The sequence below is a fragment of the Pseudomonas sp. JDS28PS106 genome (genome assembly GCF_036706555.1).
Taxonomy (GTDB): domain Bacteria; phylum Pseudomonadota; class Gammaproteobacteria; order Pseudomonadales; family Pseudomonadaceae; genus Aquipseudomonas.
On record NZ_JBAJGT010000006.1, the window covers coordinates 390507 to 408198 of the forward strand.

Annotated in this window: 17 protein-coding genes and 1 pseudogene; 5 read left to right on the plus strand and 13 right to left on the minus strand. The window is 62.4% G+C overall.

Going from position 1 to position 17692, the window contains the following annotated elements; genetic code table 11:
• Window positions 1-19 precede the first annotated feature (19 nt).
• Window positions 20-1942 (plus strand): glucan biosynthesis protein G, encoded by a 1923-nt coding sequence (locus tag TRP66_RS13205; protein WP_333402898.1) that lies wholly within the window; start codon window positions 20-22, stop codon window positions 1940-1942.
• Window positions 1935-4517, plus strand: a complete 2583-nt coding sequence (mdoH, locus tag TRP66_RS13210; RefSeq protein WP_333402900.1) for a glucans biosynthesis glucosyltransferase MdoH — start codon at window positions 1935-1937, stop codon at window positions 4515-4517. The genes TRP66_RS13205 and mdoH overlap by 8 nt, the downstream gene beginning before the upstream one ends.
• 260 nt (window positions 4518-4777) lie before the next feature.
• Here mdoH and TRP66_RS23595 read toward each other — a convergent pair whose 3' ends face one another.
• The 12 genes and pseudogenes from TRP66_RS23595 to ubiE form a co-directional block, all read right to left on the minus strand.
• Window positions 4778-5650: a methyl-accepting chemotaxis protein gene (locus TRP66_RS23595; protein ID WP_442965202.1), complete on the minus strand. Its 873-nt coding sequence runs from the start codon at window positions 5648-5650 to the stop codon at window positions 4778-4780.
• Window positions 5633-6718 (minus strand): annotated as a pseudogene (locus tag TRP66_RS23600) (methyl-accepting chemotaxis protein); the annotation flags it as partial. The pseudogene TRP66_RS23600 and the gene TRP66_RS23595, both read right to left, overlap by 18 nt.
• Before the next feature lie 202 nt (window positions 6719-6920).
• Window positions 6921-8756 carry a methyl-accepting chemotaxis protein gene (locus TRP66_RS13220; protein WP_442965203.1) on the minus strand — a complete coding sequence of 612 codons (1836 nt, stop codon included), beginning with the start codon at window positions 8754-8756 and terminating at the stop codon, window positions 6921-6923.
• A gap of 166 nt (window positions 8757-8922) precedes the next feature.
• Complete coding sequence (locus TRP66_RS13225; RefSeq protein ID WP_333402906.1) at window positions 8923-9630, minus strand: 16S rRNA (uracil(1498)-N(3))-methyltransferase; 708 nt, start codon at window positions 9628-9630, stop codon at window positions 8923-8925.
• Window positions 9627-10412: a twin-arginine translocase subunit TatC gene (tatC, locus tag TRP66_RS13230; protein ID WP_333402908.1), complete on the minus strand. Its 786-nt coding sequence runs from the start codon at window positions 10410-10412 to the stop codon at window positions 9627-9629. Before tatC ends, TRP66_RS13225 begins: the two co-directional genes overlap by 4 nt.
• Window positions 10409-10855 (minus strand): Sec-independent protein translocase protein TatB, encoded by a 447-nt coding sequence (gene tatB, locus TRP66_RS13235; RefSeq protein ID WP_333402911.1) that lies wholly within the window; start codon window positions 10853-10855, stop codon window positions 10409-10411. The genes tatC and tatB overlap by 4 nt, the downstream gene beginning before the upstream one ends.
• Window positions 10856-10858: 3 nt before the next feature.
• Entirely contained in the window at window positions 10859-11140 is a 282-nt protein-coding gene (locus TRP66_RS13240; protein WP_333402913.1) for a twin-arginine translocase TatA/TatE family subunit, read from the minus strand.
• A gap of 43 nt (window positions 11141-11183) precedes the next feature.
• Window positions 11184-11516: a phosphoribosyl-ATP diphosphatase gene (locus TRP66_RS13245; RefSeq protein WP_333402915.1), complete on the minus strand. Its 333-nt coding sequence runs from the start codon at window positions 11514-11516 to the stop codon at window positions 11184-11186.
• Between the two features lie 2 nt (window positions 11517-11518).
• Window positions 11519-11911: a phosphoribosyl-AMP cyclohydrolase gene (hisI, locus tag TRP66_RS13250; RefSeq protein ID WP_333402916.1), complete on the minus strand. Its 393-nt coding sequence runs from the start codon at window positions 11909-11911 to the stop codon at window positions 11519-11521.
• Between the two features lie 67 nt (window positions 11912-11978).
• Complete coding sequence (ubiB, locus tag TRP66_RS13255; RefSeq protein ID WP_333402918.1) at window positions 11979-13598, minus strand: ubiquinone biosynthesis regulatory protein kinase UbiB; 1620 nt, start codon at window positions 13596-13598, stop codon at window positions 11979-11981.
• On the minus strand, window positions 13595-14218 hold the full coding sequence (locus TRP66_RS13260; RefSeq protein ID WP_333402920.1) for a ubiquinone biosynthesis accessory factor UbiJ: 624 nt from the start codon (window positions 14216-14218) through the stop codon (window positions 13595-13597). The genes ubiB and TRP66_RS13260 overlap by 4 nt, the downstream gene beginning before the upstream one ends.
• Entirely contained in the window at window positions 14218-14988 is a 771-nt protein-coding gene (ubiE, locus tag TRP66_RS13265; protein WP_333402922.1) for a bifunctional demethylmenaquinone methyltransferase/2-methoxy-6-polyprenyl-1,4-benzoquinol methylase UbiE, read from the minus strand. Before ubiE ends, TRP66_RS13260 begins: the two co-directional genes overlap by 1 nt.
• 143 nt (window positions 14989-15131) lie before the next feature.
• On the opposite strand from ubiE, the gene TRP66_RS13270 reads away from it, so the two are divergent.
• The 3 genes from TRP66_RS13270 (at window position 15132) to TRP66_RS13280 (ending at window position 16860) form a co-directional block, all read left to right on the plus strand.
• Window positions 15132-15410: a polyhydroxyalkanoic acid system family protein gene (locus tag TRP66_RS13270; protein ID WP_333402924.1), complete on the plus strand. Its 279-nt coding sequence runs from the start codon at window positions 15132-15134 to the stop codon at window positions 15408-15410.
• A 165-nt stretch (window positions 15411-15575) separates the two neighbouring features.
• Window positions 15576-16094, plus strand: a complete 519-nt coding sequence (locus TRP66_RS13275) for a phasin family protein (RefSeq protein ID WP_333402926.1) — start codon at window positions 15576-15578, stop codon at window positions 16092-16094.
• A gap of 10 nt (window positions 16095-16104) precedes the next feature.
• Entirely contained in the window at window positions 16105-16860 is a 756-nt protein-coding gene (locus TRP66_RS13280) for a phasin family protein (RefSeq protein WP_333402928.1), read from the plus strand.
• A gap of 154 nt (window positions 16861-17014) precedes the next feature.
• Here the strand turns inward: TRP66_RS13280 and TRP66_RS13285 are convergent, their stop codons facing one another.
• Window positions 17015-17629, minus strand: a complete 615-nt coding sequence (locus TRP66_RS13285) for a TetR/AcrR family transcriptional regulator (RefSeq protein WP_333402931.1) — start codon at window positions 17627-17629, stop codon at window positions 17015-17017.
• Window positions 17630-17692 lie beyond the last annotated feature (63 nt).

A 17692-nucleotide genomic window follows, 5' to 3' on the forward strand; every position in this document is an offset into this window, starting at 1 on the left:
TTTTCGGCGAGGGTTACTCGTGATTGTTAGTCCCTGTGATGCTCCAAAAACACCTGTCAAACGGCTGCGTAGCGCACTGTTGGCAAGCTCGGCCCTGGTATGCCTGTTGGGCTCGGGCCAGTTGTGGGCGTTCAATCTGGATGATGTGGCGGTAAAGGCCAAAGAACTGGCCGGGCAGAAGTTCGAAGCTCCGCGCAGCAACCTGCCGACCGAATTCCGTGAAATGAAGTTCGCGGACTATCAGAAGATTCGCTTCCGTGACGACAAGGCCGAATGGGCTGCCGACAAGACACCGTTCAAGTTGTCTTTCTATCACCAGGGCATGCACTTCGATACGCCGGTCAAGATCAACGAAGTTACCGCGACAACCGTCGAAGAGATCAAGTACGACAGCGCCCGTTTCGATTTCGGCGACCTGAAGTTCGATCCTCGTTCCACCGAGAAGCTGGGTTATGCCGGTTTCCGTGTCCTGTATCCGATCAACAAGGACGATAAGCAGGACGAAATCATGACCATGCTCGGCGCGAGTTATTTCCGCGTCATTGGCAAGGGTCAGGTATATGGACTCTCCGCGCGCGGCATGGCGATCGACACTGCGTCGCCGTCCGGTGAAGAATTCCCGCGTTTCAAAGAGTTCTGGATCGAAAAGCCGGGCGCCGACGATAACCATCTGGTGATCTTCGCCCTGCTCGATTCTCCACGCGCCACCGGTGCGTATCAGCTTACGCTGCGTCCGGGCACCAACACCCTGGTCGACGTCAAATCCCGCATGTTCCTGCGCGATAAAGTGAACAAGCTGGGCGTCGCTCCGCTGACCAGTATGTTCCTGTTCGGCGCCAACCAGCCGTCCCGCGTGCCCAACTATCGCCGCGAACTGCACGACTCCAGCGGTCTGTCCATCCAGGCCGCCAATGGCGAGTGGGTATGGCGCCCGCTGAACAACCCACGGCATCTGGCCGTGAGCAGCTTCTCGGTCGAGAACCCGCGTGGCTTCGGTCTGCTGCAGCGTGGCCGCGACTTCAGCCAGTATGAAGACCTCGACGACCGCTACGACAAGCGTCCAAGCGCCTGGATCGAGCCGAAAGGCGACTGGGGCAAGGGCACCGTCGAACTGGTCGAGATCCCGACCGCCGACGAAACCAACGACAACATCGTTGCGTTCTGGAAGCCGGAAACCCTGGCCGCGCCGGGCGAACCGATGGAGTTCAACTACCGCATTCACTGGACCATGCAGGAAAACGCGATTCACTCGCCAGACCTGGGTTACGTGAAGCAGACCCAGCGTTCGATCGGCGACGTGCGCCAGTCCAACCTGGTCCGTCAGCCTGACGGCAGCCTCGCGTTCCTCGTCGACTTCGTCGGCCCGGTGCTTGCCGCCCTGCCGGAAGACAAGACCATCCGCAGCCAGGTGACCACCGACGACAACGTCGAGCTGGTCGAGAACAACCTGCGCTACAACCCGGTCACCAAAGGCTATCGTCTGACCCTGCGCGTCAAGGTCAAGGACAATAACAAGCCGACGGAAATGCGTGCCTACCTGCTGCGTGAGATTCCGGCCGAACCGGGCAAGGAACCTGCGCTGCTGGTTGCCGACAAGACCGAAGAGAAGAAGGCCGTTACCAAGGAAGCCGCAAAACCTGCGCCTGCCGACAAGGCCGCTCCTGTCGACAAGCCCGAGGCCAAGGCCGATGCTGCCAAGCCTGACGCCGCGAAAGGTGAAGTCGCACAGACTGAGCCGGCGAAGGCTGATGCAGCCAAAGCCGACGCAGCTAAAACCGACGCAGCCAAAACCGATGTTGCCAAGGCCGATGTCGCCAAGGACAAGGACGGCAAAGAGATCCAGCAGCCTGAAACCGAAGCTGCGCCCACCCATCCGGAGCCGGCCAAGACCTTGCAGGTCATGACCGAGACCTGGAGCTATCAGTTGCCGAGCGATGAGTAATTCTGCCCTGGTGCCCGTATCTCTTGAGGAGTACCTGGCACATCTACCGATGACTGACGCGCAGCGGGCGGAACTCGCCAGCTGCAAGTCGTTCGCCGAACTGCACGAGCGCCTCTCGGCCCAGACTGTCAGCGAATCCACCGAGGCCGCCCAGGCTTCGGTGGGTCGTCGCCTGACGCTGTCGACCGCCGAAGAGTTGCAGGAAGCCGAGATGCTCGGCGTCGATGCCAATGGCCGTCTGTGCCTGAAAGCTACGCCGCCGATCCGCCGTACCAAGGTCGTTCCCGAGCCTTGGCGTACCAATATTCTGGTGCGCGGCTGGCGTCGCCTGACCGGCAAGACCAACCCGCCCAAGCCTGACCGCAGCGACCTGCCACGGGATCTGCCCAAGGCGCGCTGGCGCACCGTGGGTTCGATCCGGCGCTACATTCTGCTGATCCTTATGCTGGGCCAGACCGCCGTCGCGGGCTGGTACATGAAAGGCATTCTGCCGTACCAGGGCTGGTCGCTGGTTTCGCTGGACGAAATCACTCGCCAGACTTTCGTGCAGACCGCTTTGCAGGTCATGCCTTATGCCTTGCAGACCAGCATTCTGTTGCTGTTCGGCATCCTGTTCTGCTGGGTATCAGCCGGTTTCTGGACCGCCCTGATGGGCTTCCTCGAACTGCTCACCGGTCGCGACAAGTACCGGATCTCCGGCGCCAGTGCCGGCAACGAGCCAATCGAAGCAGGTGCCCGCACCGCACTGGTCATGCCGATCTGCAACGAAGACGTGCCGCGGGTATTCGCCGGTTTGCGCGCGACCTTCGAGTCCGTGGCCGCCACCGGCGACCTGGACCGCTTCGACTTCTTCGTGCTCAGCGACACCAACGAAACCGACATCGCCGTTGCCGAGCAACAGGCATGGCTGGACGTGTGTCGCGAAACCAAGGGCTTCGGCAAGATCTTCTACCGTCGTCGTCGCCGCCGCGTGAAGCGCAAGAGCGGTAACCTGGACGACTTCTGCCGTCGTTGGGGCAGCGACTACCGCTACATGGTCGTGCTCGACGCAGACAGCGTGATGAGCGGCGAATGTCTGACCAGTCTGGTTCGCCTGATGGAAGCCACGCCGGACGCCGGTATCATCCAGACCGCCCCGCGCGCGTCCGGCATGGATACCCTGTATGCCCGCATGCAGCAGTTCGCGACTCGCGTCTACGGACCGCTGTTCACTGCCGGCCTGCACTTCTGGCAGCTGGGTGAATCCCACTACTGGGGTCACAACGCGATCATCCGCATGAAGCCTTTCATCGAGCACTGCGCCCTGGCGCCGTTGCCCGGCAAAGGTGCGTTCGCCGGTGCGATCCTGTCTCACGACTTCGTGGAAGCCGCACTGATGCGCCGCGCTGGTTGGGGCGTGTGGATCGCCTACGACCTGCCGGGCAGCTATGAAGAGCTGCCGCCGAACCTGCTCGACGAACTCAAGCGCGACCGCCGCTGGTGCCACGGCAACCTGATGAACTTCAGGCTGTTCCTGGTCAAGGGCATGCACCCGGTTCACCGCGCGGTGTTCCTGACTGGTGTCATGTCGTACCTGTCGGCGCCGTTGTGGTTCTTCTTCCTGGTGCTGTCCACCGCTCTGTTGGCGGTCAACACCCTGATGGAACCGACCTACTTCCTGGAGCCACGCCAGCTGTATCCACTCTGGCCGCAATGGCATCCGGAAAAGGCCGTCGCGCTGTTCTCGACCACCATCGTCCTGTTGTTCCTGCCCAAGCTGCTCAGTGTCATTCTGATCTGGGCCAAGGGTGCGACGGGGTATGGCGGCAAGATCAAGGTCACGCTGTCGATGCTCATGGAAATGCTGTTCTCGGTGCTGCTGGCGCCGGTCCGCATGCTGTTCCATACCCGCTTCGTACTGGCCGCGTTCCTGGGCTGGGCCGCGACCTGGAATTCCCCGCAACGGGATGACGACTCGACGCCGTGGATCGAAGCCATTAAGCGTCATGGTCCGCAAACCTTGCTGGGCGCCTGCTGGGCCTTGCTGGTGGCGTGGCTGAACCCGAGCTTCCTGTGGTGGCTGGCGCCGATCGTGGTGTCGCTGATGCTGTCGATCCCGGTGTCGGTGATTTCCAGCCGTACCAACCTGGGCCTGAAAGCGCGTGACGAGAAGTTCTTCCTGATTCCAGAAGAGTATGCGCCGCCGGTAGAGCTGGTCTCCACCGATCAGTACACCCACGAGAACCGCTGGCATGCGCTCAAGCAGGGTTTCATCCGGGCTGTCGTCGACCCTCGGCAGAACGCCTTGGCCTGCGCGCTGGCGACCTCACGCCATCGTCATGCCCGACCGATCGAAGTGGTGCGCATGGAGCGTGTCGACCACGCACTGGTGGCAGGTCCTGACAAGTTCAGCAACCATGAACGACTGATGCTGCTCAGCGATCCGGTAGCCCTGGGCCGCTTGCACGAGCGGGTCTGGAGCGAAGGCAACGAGCCATGGTTGGGCGCATGGCGCGCCTCCATCGAAGCCGACCCGCACGCGCCGCTGCTGCCGTTGCAGCCGCTCACGCGAACGTCAGAGCCGGTATTGGTCTGATAACGCAGGTCCAGAAACGCCCCTGATGCCTCGGCTCAGGGGCGTTTTTTATTGAACAGCTCTTACGCGGGGATCTGCCTGCACCTGTCTGTGGGAGGCAGCTTGCTGGCGATGAACGATGACGCACATCGCCTGACAGATCACATCATCCGATCTTGCTGCCGCTTCGCGCCAGATCGCGACCAAGGTCGCTCCTACAGTACCTGTGGGAGCCAGCTTGCTGGCGATAGCGTCCGATCCTATCGCCAGCAAGCTGGCTCCTACACACGAAAACGTCCCACCAACGCCTTGAGCTGACTGCCTAACCTCGCCAGTTCAACGCTGGACGCGGCGGTCTGTTCGCTAGCGGCCGCGGTCTGTTCGGAGATGCCGCGCACGCTCATGATGTTCCGGTTGATCTGTTCGGCGACCACGCTCTGTTCTTCGCTGGCGGTGGCAATGGCGCGGTTCATGTCCTGGATCGACGCCACGGTGCGGGTAATCTGCTCCAGCGCGGCGCCGGCGCGGCGGCTCAGGTCGACGGTGTTGTCGGTCAGAGTGCGGCTGGCGTCCAGCGTAGAGGCGACCTGCTGGGTACCGTTCTGCAGGGCCGCAATCAGTTCCTCGATCTCTTCGGTGGACTCCTGGGTACGCTGGGCGAGGCTGCGCACTTCGTCGGCGACCACGGCGAACCCACGGCCGGCTTCGCCCGCGCGGGCTGCTTCGATGGCGGCGTTGAGCGCCAGCAGGTTTGTCTGTTGCGATACCGACTTGATCACGTCCAGCACGCCGACGATCTTGCCGCTTTCCTGCTTGAGCATGCTCATCGCTTGAGTGGAATTGCCCATTTCCCGGGCCAGATGTTCGATCTGGTCGATGGCATCACCGACCACGCTGTCACCGCTGCGCGCCTGCTGATCGGCATGGGCGGCGGCATCGGACGCAAGCTGGGCGCTGTTGGCGACCTCCTGCACCGTGGCGGACATCTGGTTCACCGCCGTCGCGACCTGATCGGTTTCCAGCTTCTGATCGTTGATCCCCGCCGAGGTCTGTTCAGTGACCGCCGACAGTTGCTCGGCGGCGCTGGCGAGCTGTATGACGCCGTCACCGATGCCACGGATCAGCTCTCGCAGGCTCAGGGTCATGGTCTGCATGCTGTGCTGAAGCTGACCCATTTCGTCGCGGCGCTCGACGTCCAGATCATGGCTCAGATCGCCCTTGGCGATGCGTCCGGCGGCCGTGAGCGTCTGGCGCAGGGGCACGATGATCTGGCGGGTCATGGTCCAGGCAGCGAGTACGCCGGCCAGAAGGGCGATAGCCGCCACGACGCTGAGCAGTGTGCGAGAGGCCGAGGCTTCGCTGTCGCGTTGAGCGCCTTGCAGGCTGACGACTTTGGCGACAGACGTCAGCATCTGGTCGCCCAGGTCTTCGAGGGTTTCCTGCTCGGCTTCGACCTGCACCAGGATTTCCTTGAAACGTCCAAGCTGTTGCCGGTATTCCTGTAGCGCCTGGTCGGCGTCACGCATGCCCTGAATGTTCTGGTCTGCCTGATCTTCCGAGATCTGCTGCATCTCCTTGCGCGCCTCGTCGATGGCGGCGATGGCGGCCGTCTCGTCGGCTTCCTTGCGGGTATAGGTATAGGCCTGCACCTGATAGCGAGCCGTCTGGATCTGCTGCTTGAGCTGGGCCAGATTGGTGAATTCGTCCATGCGCTCGCTGTTATCCTGCTCCAGGCTGACGGCCTTGAGCACTTCGCTTTCGACCTGCGTCACGGCCTTGACGGCGTCTTCCGATTCCTGATCGAGCTGCGTGCGCGCTTCGGCGAGGGCCTTTCGGCCTTCTGTCAGCCCTGTGAAGACTTTCTCCATACGGCTGACGATCTGGCTTTGCTCGGTCAATGTCTCGATGCTCTGTTCGTTGTCGACATCGCTGCGCAGCTTGACGAGATGCGCTTCGAGTTCGTTGAGGCGGTCAAATACACGGCTTGCGCTCTCAGGCGTGTTCTCCACGCGAAAAATGACGCGTTCGGCCCTCAAGTCTTTGGTCATGTTGCTCAGTTCGCCGATGGCTGTCAGCGATTCGGAACGGTCGATCATGGTATCCAGGCCATGCCAGCCGGTAAGCGTGATGGCGAACGTCAGTACCAGTACCAGGCCGAAGCCCAGTGAAAGCTTCAGTTTGACGCTCAGGTTGTCGAGCGACCGGGCGATCCATCGAAACATGGGGGATTCTCCTGCGAGTACGAACGAAGACACGCCTCTTTCGGGCTGTGTTACGAACGCATCGGCAGGTGGCGGGATCGCGCGACCTGAACAGGTCGTAGGAGATTTCCGAGAGCGGGACCCGGGTGAACCGGGTCACAACTTTGGCGGCATCTGCCCGTCCCGCATGCCTGGATGACAGCGCGGGACGGCGGATCGGACGTCAGACGGTAAAACGGCTGACCAGGACCTGAAGATGATTGCCCAGCCGCGCCAGCTCGACACTGGAGGCGGCGGTTTCTTCGCTGGCGGCAGACGTTTGTTCAGAGACGTCGCGTACGTTGATGACGCTGCGGTTGATTTCTTCGGCCGTGGCGCTCTGCTGCTCGGCGGCCGCGGCGATCTGCTGGTTCATCGACTGGATCGCCGAGACCGTGCGGGTAATCGACTCCAGCGAGCCACCCGCGCGACGGGTCAGTTCCACGCTGCTGCCGGTCAATGAACGGCTGCTGTCCATGATGCTGGAGGCCTGCTGAGTACCGCTCTGCAGGCTGGCGATCAGGCCTTCGATTTCCTCGGTGGATTTCTGGGTGCGCTGGGCCAGGCTGCGGACCTCGTCGGCGACCACGGCGAAGCCGCGACCCGCTTCGCCAGCCCGGGCCGCTTCGATGGCAGCGTTGAGCGCCAGCAGGTTGGTCTGCTCGGCCACCGATTTGATGACATCCAGCACGCTGCCGATCTTGTCGCTTTCGACCCTGAGCGCATCCATGGCTTGGGAGGAGTTGTCCACCGCCGACGCCAGGCGCTCGATCTGCGCGATAGCCTCACCCACCACGCGCTCACCTTCACGCGCCTGCTGGTCGGCGGCTACCGCCGCTTCGGACGCTTCTTCCGCGTTCCGCGCAACTTCCTGCACGGTTGCCGTCATCTCATGCATTGCAGTCGCCACCTGATCGGTTTCGACTTTCTGACTGTTCACGCCGGCGCTGGTCTGTTCGGTGACCGCCGACAGTTCTTCGGCGGCGCTGGCGATCTGGGTGACTCCGTCACGAATACCACCAATCAGCTCGCGCAGGCTGACGGTCATGCGCTGGATGCTGCCTTGCAGCTTGCCCAGCTCGTCCCCGCGCTGGATTTTCAGGTCCTGGCTCAGGTCGCCGGACGCCACGCGCTCGACCACTCGCAGCGTGTCATTCAGGGGGCGGGTGATCTGGCGGGTGATCACCAGAGCCGCGAGGATGCTCAACACGACGGCGAGCAAGGTCGCTGCCAGGATCGTCATGACGGCCTTGGCGCTTTCCTGATCGCGCTTGGTGTTCTGGTCTTTCAGCAGTTCATCACTGATGGTCAGCAGCTCAGTGCCCAGCGGGGTCATCTTGTCCAGTGCGGCGCGGCTCGCGGACTGCGCGTCCCGGTACTGTGCGACGGCATCCTTGTAAGCCTTGAGGCCGGCGATGGCTTGCTGGAGTTGCGGAAGAAACGAAGACGGAATGTCCCCGGCCAGGGTGTTCACGCCGGTAACGGCTTCGTCGATGGCGGCATTGGCATTCTGCTCGAACTCCGCCTTGCCGCTGTAGGTGTAGCCGCGCACCTGAAAACGCGCCTGCTGGATCTGCTTGCTGACGCCGACAATATTGTTGAACGCCAGCATGTCATCGGCCTGAAGCAGCTCGGCCTCGATCCGGCCCACGGCGGCCACGGCCTTGTCGGCGCTGTCGCCCATCAGGCTGCGGGTTGCCTCGCGTCTATCGATGGCCGCGCGCATTTCGGCAAAGGCCTGGCGATATCGCGCGGCGGTGTCCATCTGCCGGTCGACCCGTTCGTGGTTCTGTGGCGTCTGAATCAGCGATTTCGCTTTATTCAGCGCAGCATCCAGCTTGTCCAGGGTCTGGAGCACGGCGGATGCCGTTTCAGCGCTGAACTGCGCTTCGTATTGCTGTCGTTTGACCCGCAGGTCCATGCTCAGCTGACTGACCTCGGAAATGGCCGTCACCCTTTCGCCGCGCGAGATCAGGGACTGGGTACTGAACCAGGCCGTGGCAGTGATCATCAGCGTCATCAGCAGCACGAGGCCGAAGCCGACTGCAAGTTTCAGGCTGACGCTCGCGTTGGCAAGACGTTGGGTGGACCAGCGGAGCATGACGATTCCCTCGTTCAGCGGTGTAATTGTTTCTCCTGCATCGGCTGAACTTGTGTGAACTGAAGCGCTTGAGCGAGGGGCGGCGTTAAAACAGACGAGCGAGCAGGGCGGCCACGGCGGTTTCGACGCGCAGAATGCGGTCGCCCAGCTGCACGGGTTGCAGGCCCGCACGGCCCAGCAGGTCGATTTCGTAGGGAATCCAGCCGCCCTCGGGACCGATGGCCAGAGTCACCGGCTGTTCGACCGCGCGGGGGCAGGCTGGAAAGTCACCGGGATGCCCGACCAGCCCGAGAGTGCCTTGCGCCAGCGCCGGCAGGCGGTCCTCGACGAAGGGCTTGAAGCGCTTTTCGATCACGATTTCCGGCAGGACGCTGTCACGCGCCTGTTCCAGCCCCAGAATCAGTTGTTCGCGGATGGCCTCGGGTTCGAGGAAAGGCGTTTGCCAGAAGCTTTTCTCGACCCGGTAGCTGTTGAGCAGCACGACCCGGGAAACGCCCATGGTCGCCACGGTCTGGAACACCCTCCGCAGCATTTTGGGACGCGGCAGCGCAAGCAGCAGGGTCAGGGGCAGTTTGGCGGGCGGCGGCGTGTCCAGCGAGACACGCAACTCGGCTTCATGCTTTTCCAGTCGCAGGACTTCGGCCGTGCCAAGCAGGCCGCCGATCCGGCCGACGCGCAGACTGTCGCCGACCGCGCAGCGATGCACGTCCTGCATGTGCGTCAGGCGACGGTCACGCAATACCACGCGGTCAGCCGAGATGAAGTCGGCTTCTTCCAGGAGCAGCAGGTTCACGACATGGTCGCTGGCGGCTGGTCTTGCTTTTCGATGTCATCGGGATGCTCGCCGCGCTTCTTGATCAGCGAGCTGCACAGGATGCCCAGCTCGAACAGCATCCACATCGGTACGGCGAGCAGGGTCTGCGAGAAGATGTCCGGCGGGGTGAGGATCATGCCGACCACGAAGCACCCGATGATCACGTACGGGCGGATCTTCTTGAGGTACTTCACGTCGACGATGCCGATCCACACCAGCAACACCACCGCCACGGGAATCTCGAACGCGACGCCGAAGGCGAAGAACAGGGTCATCACGAAGTCCAGGTAACTGGCGATGTCGGTCATCATCGACACGCCTTCGGGCGTCACGCTGGCGAAGAAATGGAAGATCAGCGGGAAGACCAGGAAGTAGGCGAACGCCATGCCGGCGTAGAACAGGATGATGCTGGAGACCAGCAGCGGCACCGCCACGCGCTTCTCGTGCTTGTACAGGCCCGGCGCGATGAAGCCCCAGATCTGGTGCAGGATCACCGGCATCGACAGGAACAGCGCGACCATCATGGTCAGCTTGAACGGCGTCAGGAACGGCGAGGCCACGTCGGTGGCGATCATGGTCGCGCCTTCGGGCAGATAGACCCGCAGTGGCGCCGACACCAGGGTGTAGATCTTCTGCGTGAAGTAGAACAGGCAGGCAAAGATCACGAACACCGCCGCTACGCAGCGCAGCAGGCGGGTACGCAGTTCGGTGAGGTGGGAAACCAGCGGCATTTGCTGGTCGTCTTCCGGGATATCGCTCATGGGGCTCGCGGTGGCAGTGACGAATCGTGGACGGATGGAGCGGCGCCAGCCGGGGCCTGCGCGGCAGCGGGCCTGGGCGGTTTTTCCAGCGACAGCGGGGCGCGGGGTGCCGGGGCCTCAGGGGTTTCCTGTTCGACAGGTGTCGGCTCGGCTTCGACCACGGCAGGCTGCTCGGCTGGAGGCTGCACCTTCGGCGCATTCGGGTCGAGGATCTTGCGTGCCTCTTCCTCCAGGGCCAGGATGTGCTCGTTGCGCAACTGGCGGCGGATCTCATCGGCGCCGATCTCGCGCTCGACTTCGTCCTTGATCGCGTTGAAGCTGCGCTTCAGCCGACCGATCCACAGACCCGCCGTGCGCGCGGCACCCGGCAGTCGCTCCGGCCCCAGGACCAGCAGGGCAACGAGCCCGACCAGCAGCAGTTCTTGAAAGCTGACACCGAACATGGATTAAACCTGGTCTTTACGGGCCGGCTCTTCGACCTTGTGCGCTTGCGCGTCGATGGTGTGCGGCTGTTTCAGAGGCGAGCCCTGGCCAGTAGCCTGAGTGTGTGTCTGCTCCGACTGTGGCGCGGCCGGGTCGACCGGTTTCTCGTCGTCGTTCATGGCCTTGCGGAAGCCCTTGATCGATTCGCCGACATCAGTGCCCAGGTTCTTGAGTTTCTTGGTTCCGAACACCAGCACTACCACCACCAGAATGACCAGCCAGTGTTTCCAGTCGAAAATACCCATGAAGCAATCCTCGTAGACAATTCAATTCAAAATGCGGAGCCGGTCACTCGGCGGAACGTGCGGCTTTTTCCGCGTGGCCGGACAAGCCGAAGCGGCGATCCAGCTCATCGAGCACGGCTTGCGGGTGCTGGCCGAGCGAGGCGAGCATCACCATGCTATGGAACCACAGGTCTGCGGTCTCGTAGATGACATCGCTGCAATCACCGCTGACGGCGGCATCCTTGGCGGCGATGATGGTTTCCACCGACTCTTCGCCAAGCTTTTCCAGAATCTTGTTCAGGCCCTTGTGATAAAGGCTGGCGACGTAGGACGAGTCGGCCGTGGCGCCCTTGCGGGACTCCAGCACTTCGGCCAGGCGGCTCAAGGTATCAGTCATGTTCAGTGGCCCGCGTGATAAATGGCATCGGGATCTTTGAGCACTGGATCGACAGTCTTCCAGGCCGAATCCTCGTAGACCCGGTAGAAGCAGCTTTCCCGCCCGGTGTGGCAGGCGATGCCGCCGATCTGCTCGACCATCAGGATGATGACGTCGGCGTCACAGTCAAGGCGCAGTTCGTGCAGTTTCTGCACATGGCCTGATTCTTCTCCCTTGCGCCACAGTTTGCCACGTGAACGCGACCAATAGATTGCACGGTTTTCCGCTGCGGTCAGCGCCAGGGCTTCCCGGTTCATCCAGGCCATCATCAGCACACGGCCGGTCTTGTGGTCCTGCGCGATCGCAGGCACCAGACCGTCGCTGTTCCAGTGAATCTCGTCCAGCCAGTCTTTCATATCTACTCCGGCAGCCGGGCTTCGCACCCGGCGGATTGAACAGTGTGCCAGCGCCGTACGCTGCTGGCTATCGGCGAACGATCAGATACAGCCCCGATGCCAGCATGATCGCCGCAGGCAAGGCTGTCAGCGTCAGCAGCTGGGTGCCAGCTTCGTTCATGGCCCAGGCCTGCAGCGCGCCGCCCACCAGCAATGCCGAACCGGTCAGGCGCAATGCCCAGCCGTCCCGCCGGTCGTGCCACGGCTTGGGCGGGTCCGACGCGTGGGGCTGCGACATGCGCTCCAGCAGATCGCGGGTCATGTTGGCGATATGCGGCAACTGTTCGACTTGCGATTGCAGGTTGCCCAGCAGGGTTTTCGGGCTGACCCGCTCGCGCATCCAGCGTTCCAGGTAGGGTTGAGCCGTTGCCCACAAGTCCAGATCCGGATACAGCTGACGACCCAGCCCTTCGATGTTCAGCAGGGTTTTCTGCAGCAGCACCAGTTGCGGCTGGACTTCCATGTTGAAGCGGCGCGCGGTCTGGAACAGGCGCATCAGCACCTGGCCGAACGAAATGTCCTTGAGCGGCTTCTCGAAGATCGGCTCGCACACCGTACGAATCGCTGCCTCGAACTCGTTCAGTTTGGTTTCCGCCGGCACCCAGCCCGAGTCGATGTGCAACTGCGCCACGCGACGATAATCGCGCTTGAAGAAGGCAAACAGGTTACGAGCCAGATAATCCTGGTCTTCCGGCGTCAGGCTGCCGACGATGCCGCAGTCGATGGCGATGTACTGCGGGTCCCAGGGGTTCACGGTACTGACGAAAATGTTGCCCGGATGCATGTCGGCATGGAAAAAGCTGTCGCGGAACACCTGGGTGAAGAAGATCTCGACGCCGCGTTCGGCCAGCAGCTTCATGTCGGTGCGCTGATCGGCCAGCGTCGCCAGGTCGTTGACCTGCACGCCGTAGATACGCTCCATGACCAGCACCTTGGGGCGGCACCAGTCCCAGTAGACCTGCGGCACGTAGAGCAGCCGGGAATCTTCGAAATTGCGCCGCAACTGGCTGGAGTTGGCTGCCTCGCGCAGCAGATCCAGCTCGTCGTAGATGGTCTTCTCGTAGTCGCTGACCACGTCGACCGGGTGCAGCAGCCGAGCGTCCGCCGACAGCCGTTCAGCGGTCTTGGCGAGAATGAACAGCCAGGCGATGTCCTGGCCGATCACCGGCTTGAGGCCCGGACGCACGACCTTCACCACCACTTCCTCGCCGCTCTTGAGCCGCGCCGAGTGCACTTGCGCCACCGAGGCCGACGCCAGTGGCGTGCGGTCGAAACGGCTGAAAACTTCGTTGATGGTCGCGCCGAGCTGCTCTTCGATCAGGCGCACGGCCACCTGCTCGTCGAACGGCGGGACGCGGTCCTGCAACAGCATCAGTTCGTCGGCGATGTCTTCAGGCAGCAGATCGCGGCGCGTCGAGAGCATCTGCCCGAACTTGATGAAGATCGGTCCCAGGTCCTGCAAGGCCAGCCGCAGGCGCGCGCCGCGGTTCAGCTCCGACTTCTTGCGTGGCAGCCAGCGCCACGGCAACACGTAACGTACCGCCAGCAGCCACCAGGGCAGCGGCAGGGCGAACATCAGATCGTCGAGACGGTAGCGAATCACGACACGTTGAATACGGAATAGACGTCGAACGGCAAGCAGCTTCATGCTTCATCGCTGGGAGAGGAGGATGGGGGGAGGCGTGCAACTCGGGCCTCAAGACGTTCCAGATCGAGCTTGATCCGGTCGAGTTCGGCAAAACGGGCTTCGGCTTCGTGCCTGCCGACCAGCGCGCGGGACTCTTCGCTCAGGTAATCGGCAAGGTTCTGGCTGATGCTGGCGAAGCTGTCGCGGGTCCAGCGGGTCTGCTTGCGCAGATGGCCGCCCAGCAGCTGGCTGCCGACCGGGCCGAGCCAGCGGGAGACTTCGTATTCCCAGTCCAGCTCCAGATTCTGCAGCACGCCCGCCAGTTCCAGCAGCGCGCCGCTGTCGCCATCGAGTTCGACCTCAGGGCTGTGCAGCACCGCGGTCTTGTCCCGACTCAGCGCCAGGCGCACGAGGCTGGCAGCCGGCGCGCGCAAGGTGCAGTCGGCGGGCGCTGCCCAGTCAGGGGCCAGCGTGAGGCCTTCGTCGTTGGGGATGATATACACCCGCAGCGCAGGGTCCCGGCAATCCACCGCAATGACCTTGCCCGCCAGCGCGCTCAGGCGGGGAATCGCCGTGCTGTCCATGCGCAGCACGCGATTGATGCCATGCTCGACGCCGGCGAGCAACGCCCGGAGCAGCATCAGGGTTTGATACCGCGGTGCAGGGCGACGATGCCCGAAGTCATGTTGTGATAGGTCACGCGGTCGAAACCGGCTTCGATCATCATCGACTTCAGGGTTTCCTGATTCGGGTGCATGCGGATCGACTCGGCCAGATAGCGGTAGCTTTCCGAGTCATTGGTGACCAGCTTGCCCATCAGCGGCATGAACGCAAAGGAATAGGCGTCATAGGCCTTGGACATCAGGGTATTGGTCGGCTTGGAGAACTCCAGCACCAGCAGACGACCGCCGGGCTTGAGCACACGCAGCATGGAGCGCAGGGCGTCTTCCTTGTGTGTCACGTTGCGCAGACCGAAAGCGATGGTCACGCAGTCGAAATGATTGTCCGGGAACGGCAGCTTTTCGGCGTCGGCCTGGACGAATTCGACGTTGCCGGACACACCCAGGTCCAGCAGGCGGTCGCGGCCGACCTTGAGCATGGACGCATTGATGTCGGCCAGCACGACCTGGCCGGTCGGGCCTACCAGATGCGAGAACTTGCGGGTCAGGTCGCCCGTGCCGCCGGCGATGTCCAGCACCCGGTTACCGGCGCGCACGCCAGACAGCTCGATGGTGAACCGTTTCCACAGACGATGCATGCCGCCGGACAGCAGGTCGTTCATCAGGTCGTACTTGGCGGCCACCGAGTGGAACACCTCAGCGACTTTGTCGGCCTTCTGGCTTTCCGGAACGCTCTTGTACCCGAAGTGAGTGGTAGGTTCGGCATTGCTGCCTTTGCGCTGATCGTTCATATCGCCTCACCGGAATAGAATGCGGGCCATTCTAATCGCCGGGACGGTCTTTGTCTTGACAAGGCTCACCGTCACCGCTTTCTTGGATGCGGGCGGATGTATATAGTTGCGCCGCATTTCATCCGACGATCAAGGAACTCCCCATGGCGAAAATCACCGTTGAACGCGCTCACACCCTGGGTCATGCCGAAGCGCGGGAGAGGGCCGACAAGATGGTCCGCAAACTGTCCGACAAGCTTGGCCTCGCCCACGAGTGGGAAGGCGACACCGTGAAGCTCGAAGGCAAGGGCGCCAAGGGGCAGGTCGACGTTCAGGAAGCACTGATCCTGGTCACCATCGAGCTGAATTTCATGCTCTCGACCATGAGCTCCACGATCAAGTCGGAAATCGAGCGGGTGCTGGATAAAGCCCTGGCTGCGTGACGCTGATCACGTGTAGGAGCCAGCTTGCTGGCGATCCGGCGCTGCTGCCGATCCGCGCTGTCGCCGATCCAACCACTCTAGGGTGTACGTTCTAATTTTTCTCCGTAATTTTGCGCTCATGCCCCGTCCGGGGCGGTCCTTCAACTTTCGAGAGTGGGGTGCACCATGGCCAGAACCAATGCGGCGAGCGCAAAGAGAAAAATCGAAGAAGAGACGACCAGCACATTCACCGAGGTCCGGCAGTATGCCCGCAAGATCTGGCTGGCAGGGCTGGGGGCGTACTCCAAGGTCAACCAGGAAGGCACTGAATACGTCCGCGAGCTGATCAAGACTGGCGAGAAGGTCGAGAAGGACGCCAAGAAAGCCCTCGACGAAAAAATGGAAGCGGCCAACAGCGAGATCGATTCGGTACGCGGCGAAGTGACCGGCGTGGTGAATCGTGTCGAAGGCAAACTGGGTCGCATCGAAACCGCTTTCGATCGCCGTGTCGCCCGCGCCCTGAACCGTGTCGGCATCCCGTCCAAGCGCGACGTGGATTTGCTCTCTGCTAAGCTCGATGAACTCACGGCGTTGCTTGAACGCGTAGGCCCGAAGAAGCTTGAGCGCTCCGAGCCCAAGAAGATCGAACACGCCGACCATGAGCATCATGCCGAGCACGGCAAGGGTTCCGAGCCTGGACAATAAGGAGAACGGGATGGCTGGCAAGAACAAGGCGGACAAGAACGACAGCAGCTCCTGGATCGGCGAAGTCGAAAAGTACTCCCGGCAGATCTGGCTGGCTGGCCTGGGGGCGTACTCGAAGATCAGCAACGACGGCAGCAAGCTGTTCGAATCTTTGGTCAAGGATGGCGAGAAGGCCGAGCAGCAGACCAAGGCCGAGGCCGAGAAACAGCTCGACGAAGTGAAGGATGCGAGCAAGAAGGCCAGATCCCGGGTCGGCGACGTCAAGGGCATGGCCCTTGGCAAGTGGAACGAGCTGGAAAGCGCGTTCGACAAGCGCCTGAACAGCGCCATTTCGCGCCTCGGCGTGCCGAGTCGTCATGAAGTGCAGGCACTGCATGCCAAGCTAGACGATTTGACCCGGCAGATCGAGCAGATCACCGGCGAGCGGGTCCAGCCCGTGGAGCCACGTCAGATCGAAGCCGCGCCGCGTAATGTCGCCAAGCCGCTGACCAGAGCCACTGCGAAGACCGTTGCCAAGGCCGCCGACAAAGCGGCCGAGAAGACCGCCGCTGCCAAACCTGCGGTGAAAAAAGCCGCCGCCAAGCCGGTCGAGGCGGTCAGCAAGGCGGCTTCGAGTACCGCGAGCAAGGCGCGTTCCACCGCCAAGTCTGCCAGCACGAAAAAACCGGCCACCCGCAAGACCGCCCCGAAAGCCGCGCCAAAACCGGCTGAACCAGCGGCGGGCAGCGCAGCGGACGACAACGCGGCGGCTACGCCGGCGGGTTGATCCCCCCGCCCGCCCGTAGGAGCCACCTTGGTGGCGATGCGGCAGTCAGGCAGACCGCATCGCCAGCAAGCTGGCTCCCACAGGTTTGCGCGGTCAGTGGGAGCCAGCTTGCTGGCGATCTGCCGCGAAGCGGCAGCAAAACCCCCAAACCACGTCAGCGGTTCAGATATTCCATCGCCACCGCTTGCACCGCTTGCCCCGACGCAGGCACCAGATGCGGCGCGACCAGCATCATGATCTGGTACACGACTATCCGCACTTCCGGCTCGCGCCCCAGAATCCGCTGGTAATCCAGCGAAAACAGCAATGTCATGGTGACCTGCTCCACCAGTTGCCCGAGCGCCTGGGTCTCGCTGGCGACCTGCCCCTGGGATTTCAGATGCGCCAACAGCGAAGCCAGCGTCCGCTTGAGGGAATTGAGCAGGTTGCGCACGCCTCGCGCGAGTTTGGGCAAGCGGCCGGCCAGATTGGACAGGTCCTGGAACAGAAACCGGTAATGGGCCACGCGCTCCACGATCAGGTGCAAAAACAGCCAGTAATCCTCGGCCCTGAGCCGGGCGCTGGCGGGAGGGTCGAGCAGCGGTGTCAGTTCGCTCTGGAAACGCTCGAACAGCCCCAGCACCAGCGGTTCCTTGCCGTGGAAGTGGTAATAGAGGTTTCCGGGGCTGATGCCCATTTCATTGGCGATTTCCAGTGTCGAAACATTCGGCTCGCCTTCCTGATTGAACAGATTCAACGCACATTCAAGGATACGGTCGCGGGTCTTCATCCGGTCTTCTTGTCTGATCTGGGGTTTCCGGCACTCGCAGCAGGGGCGGGCAAGGGCGACTGC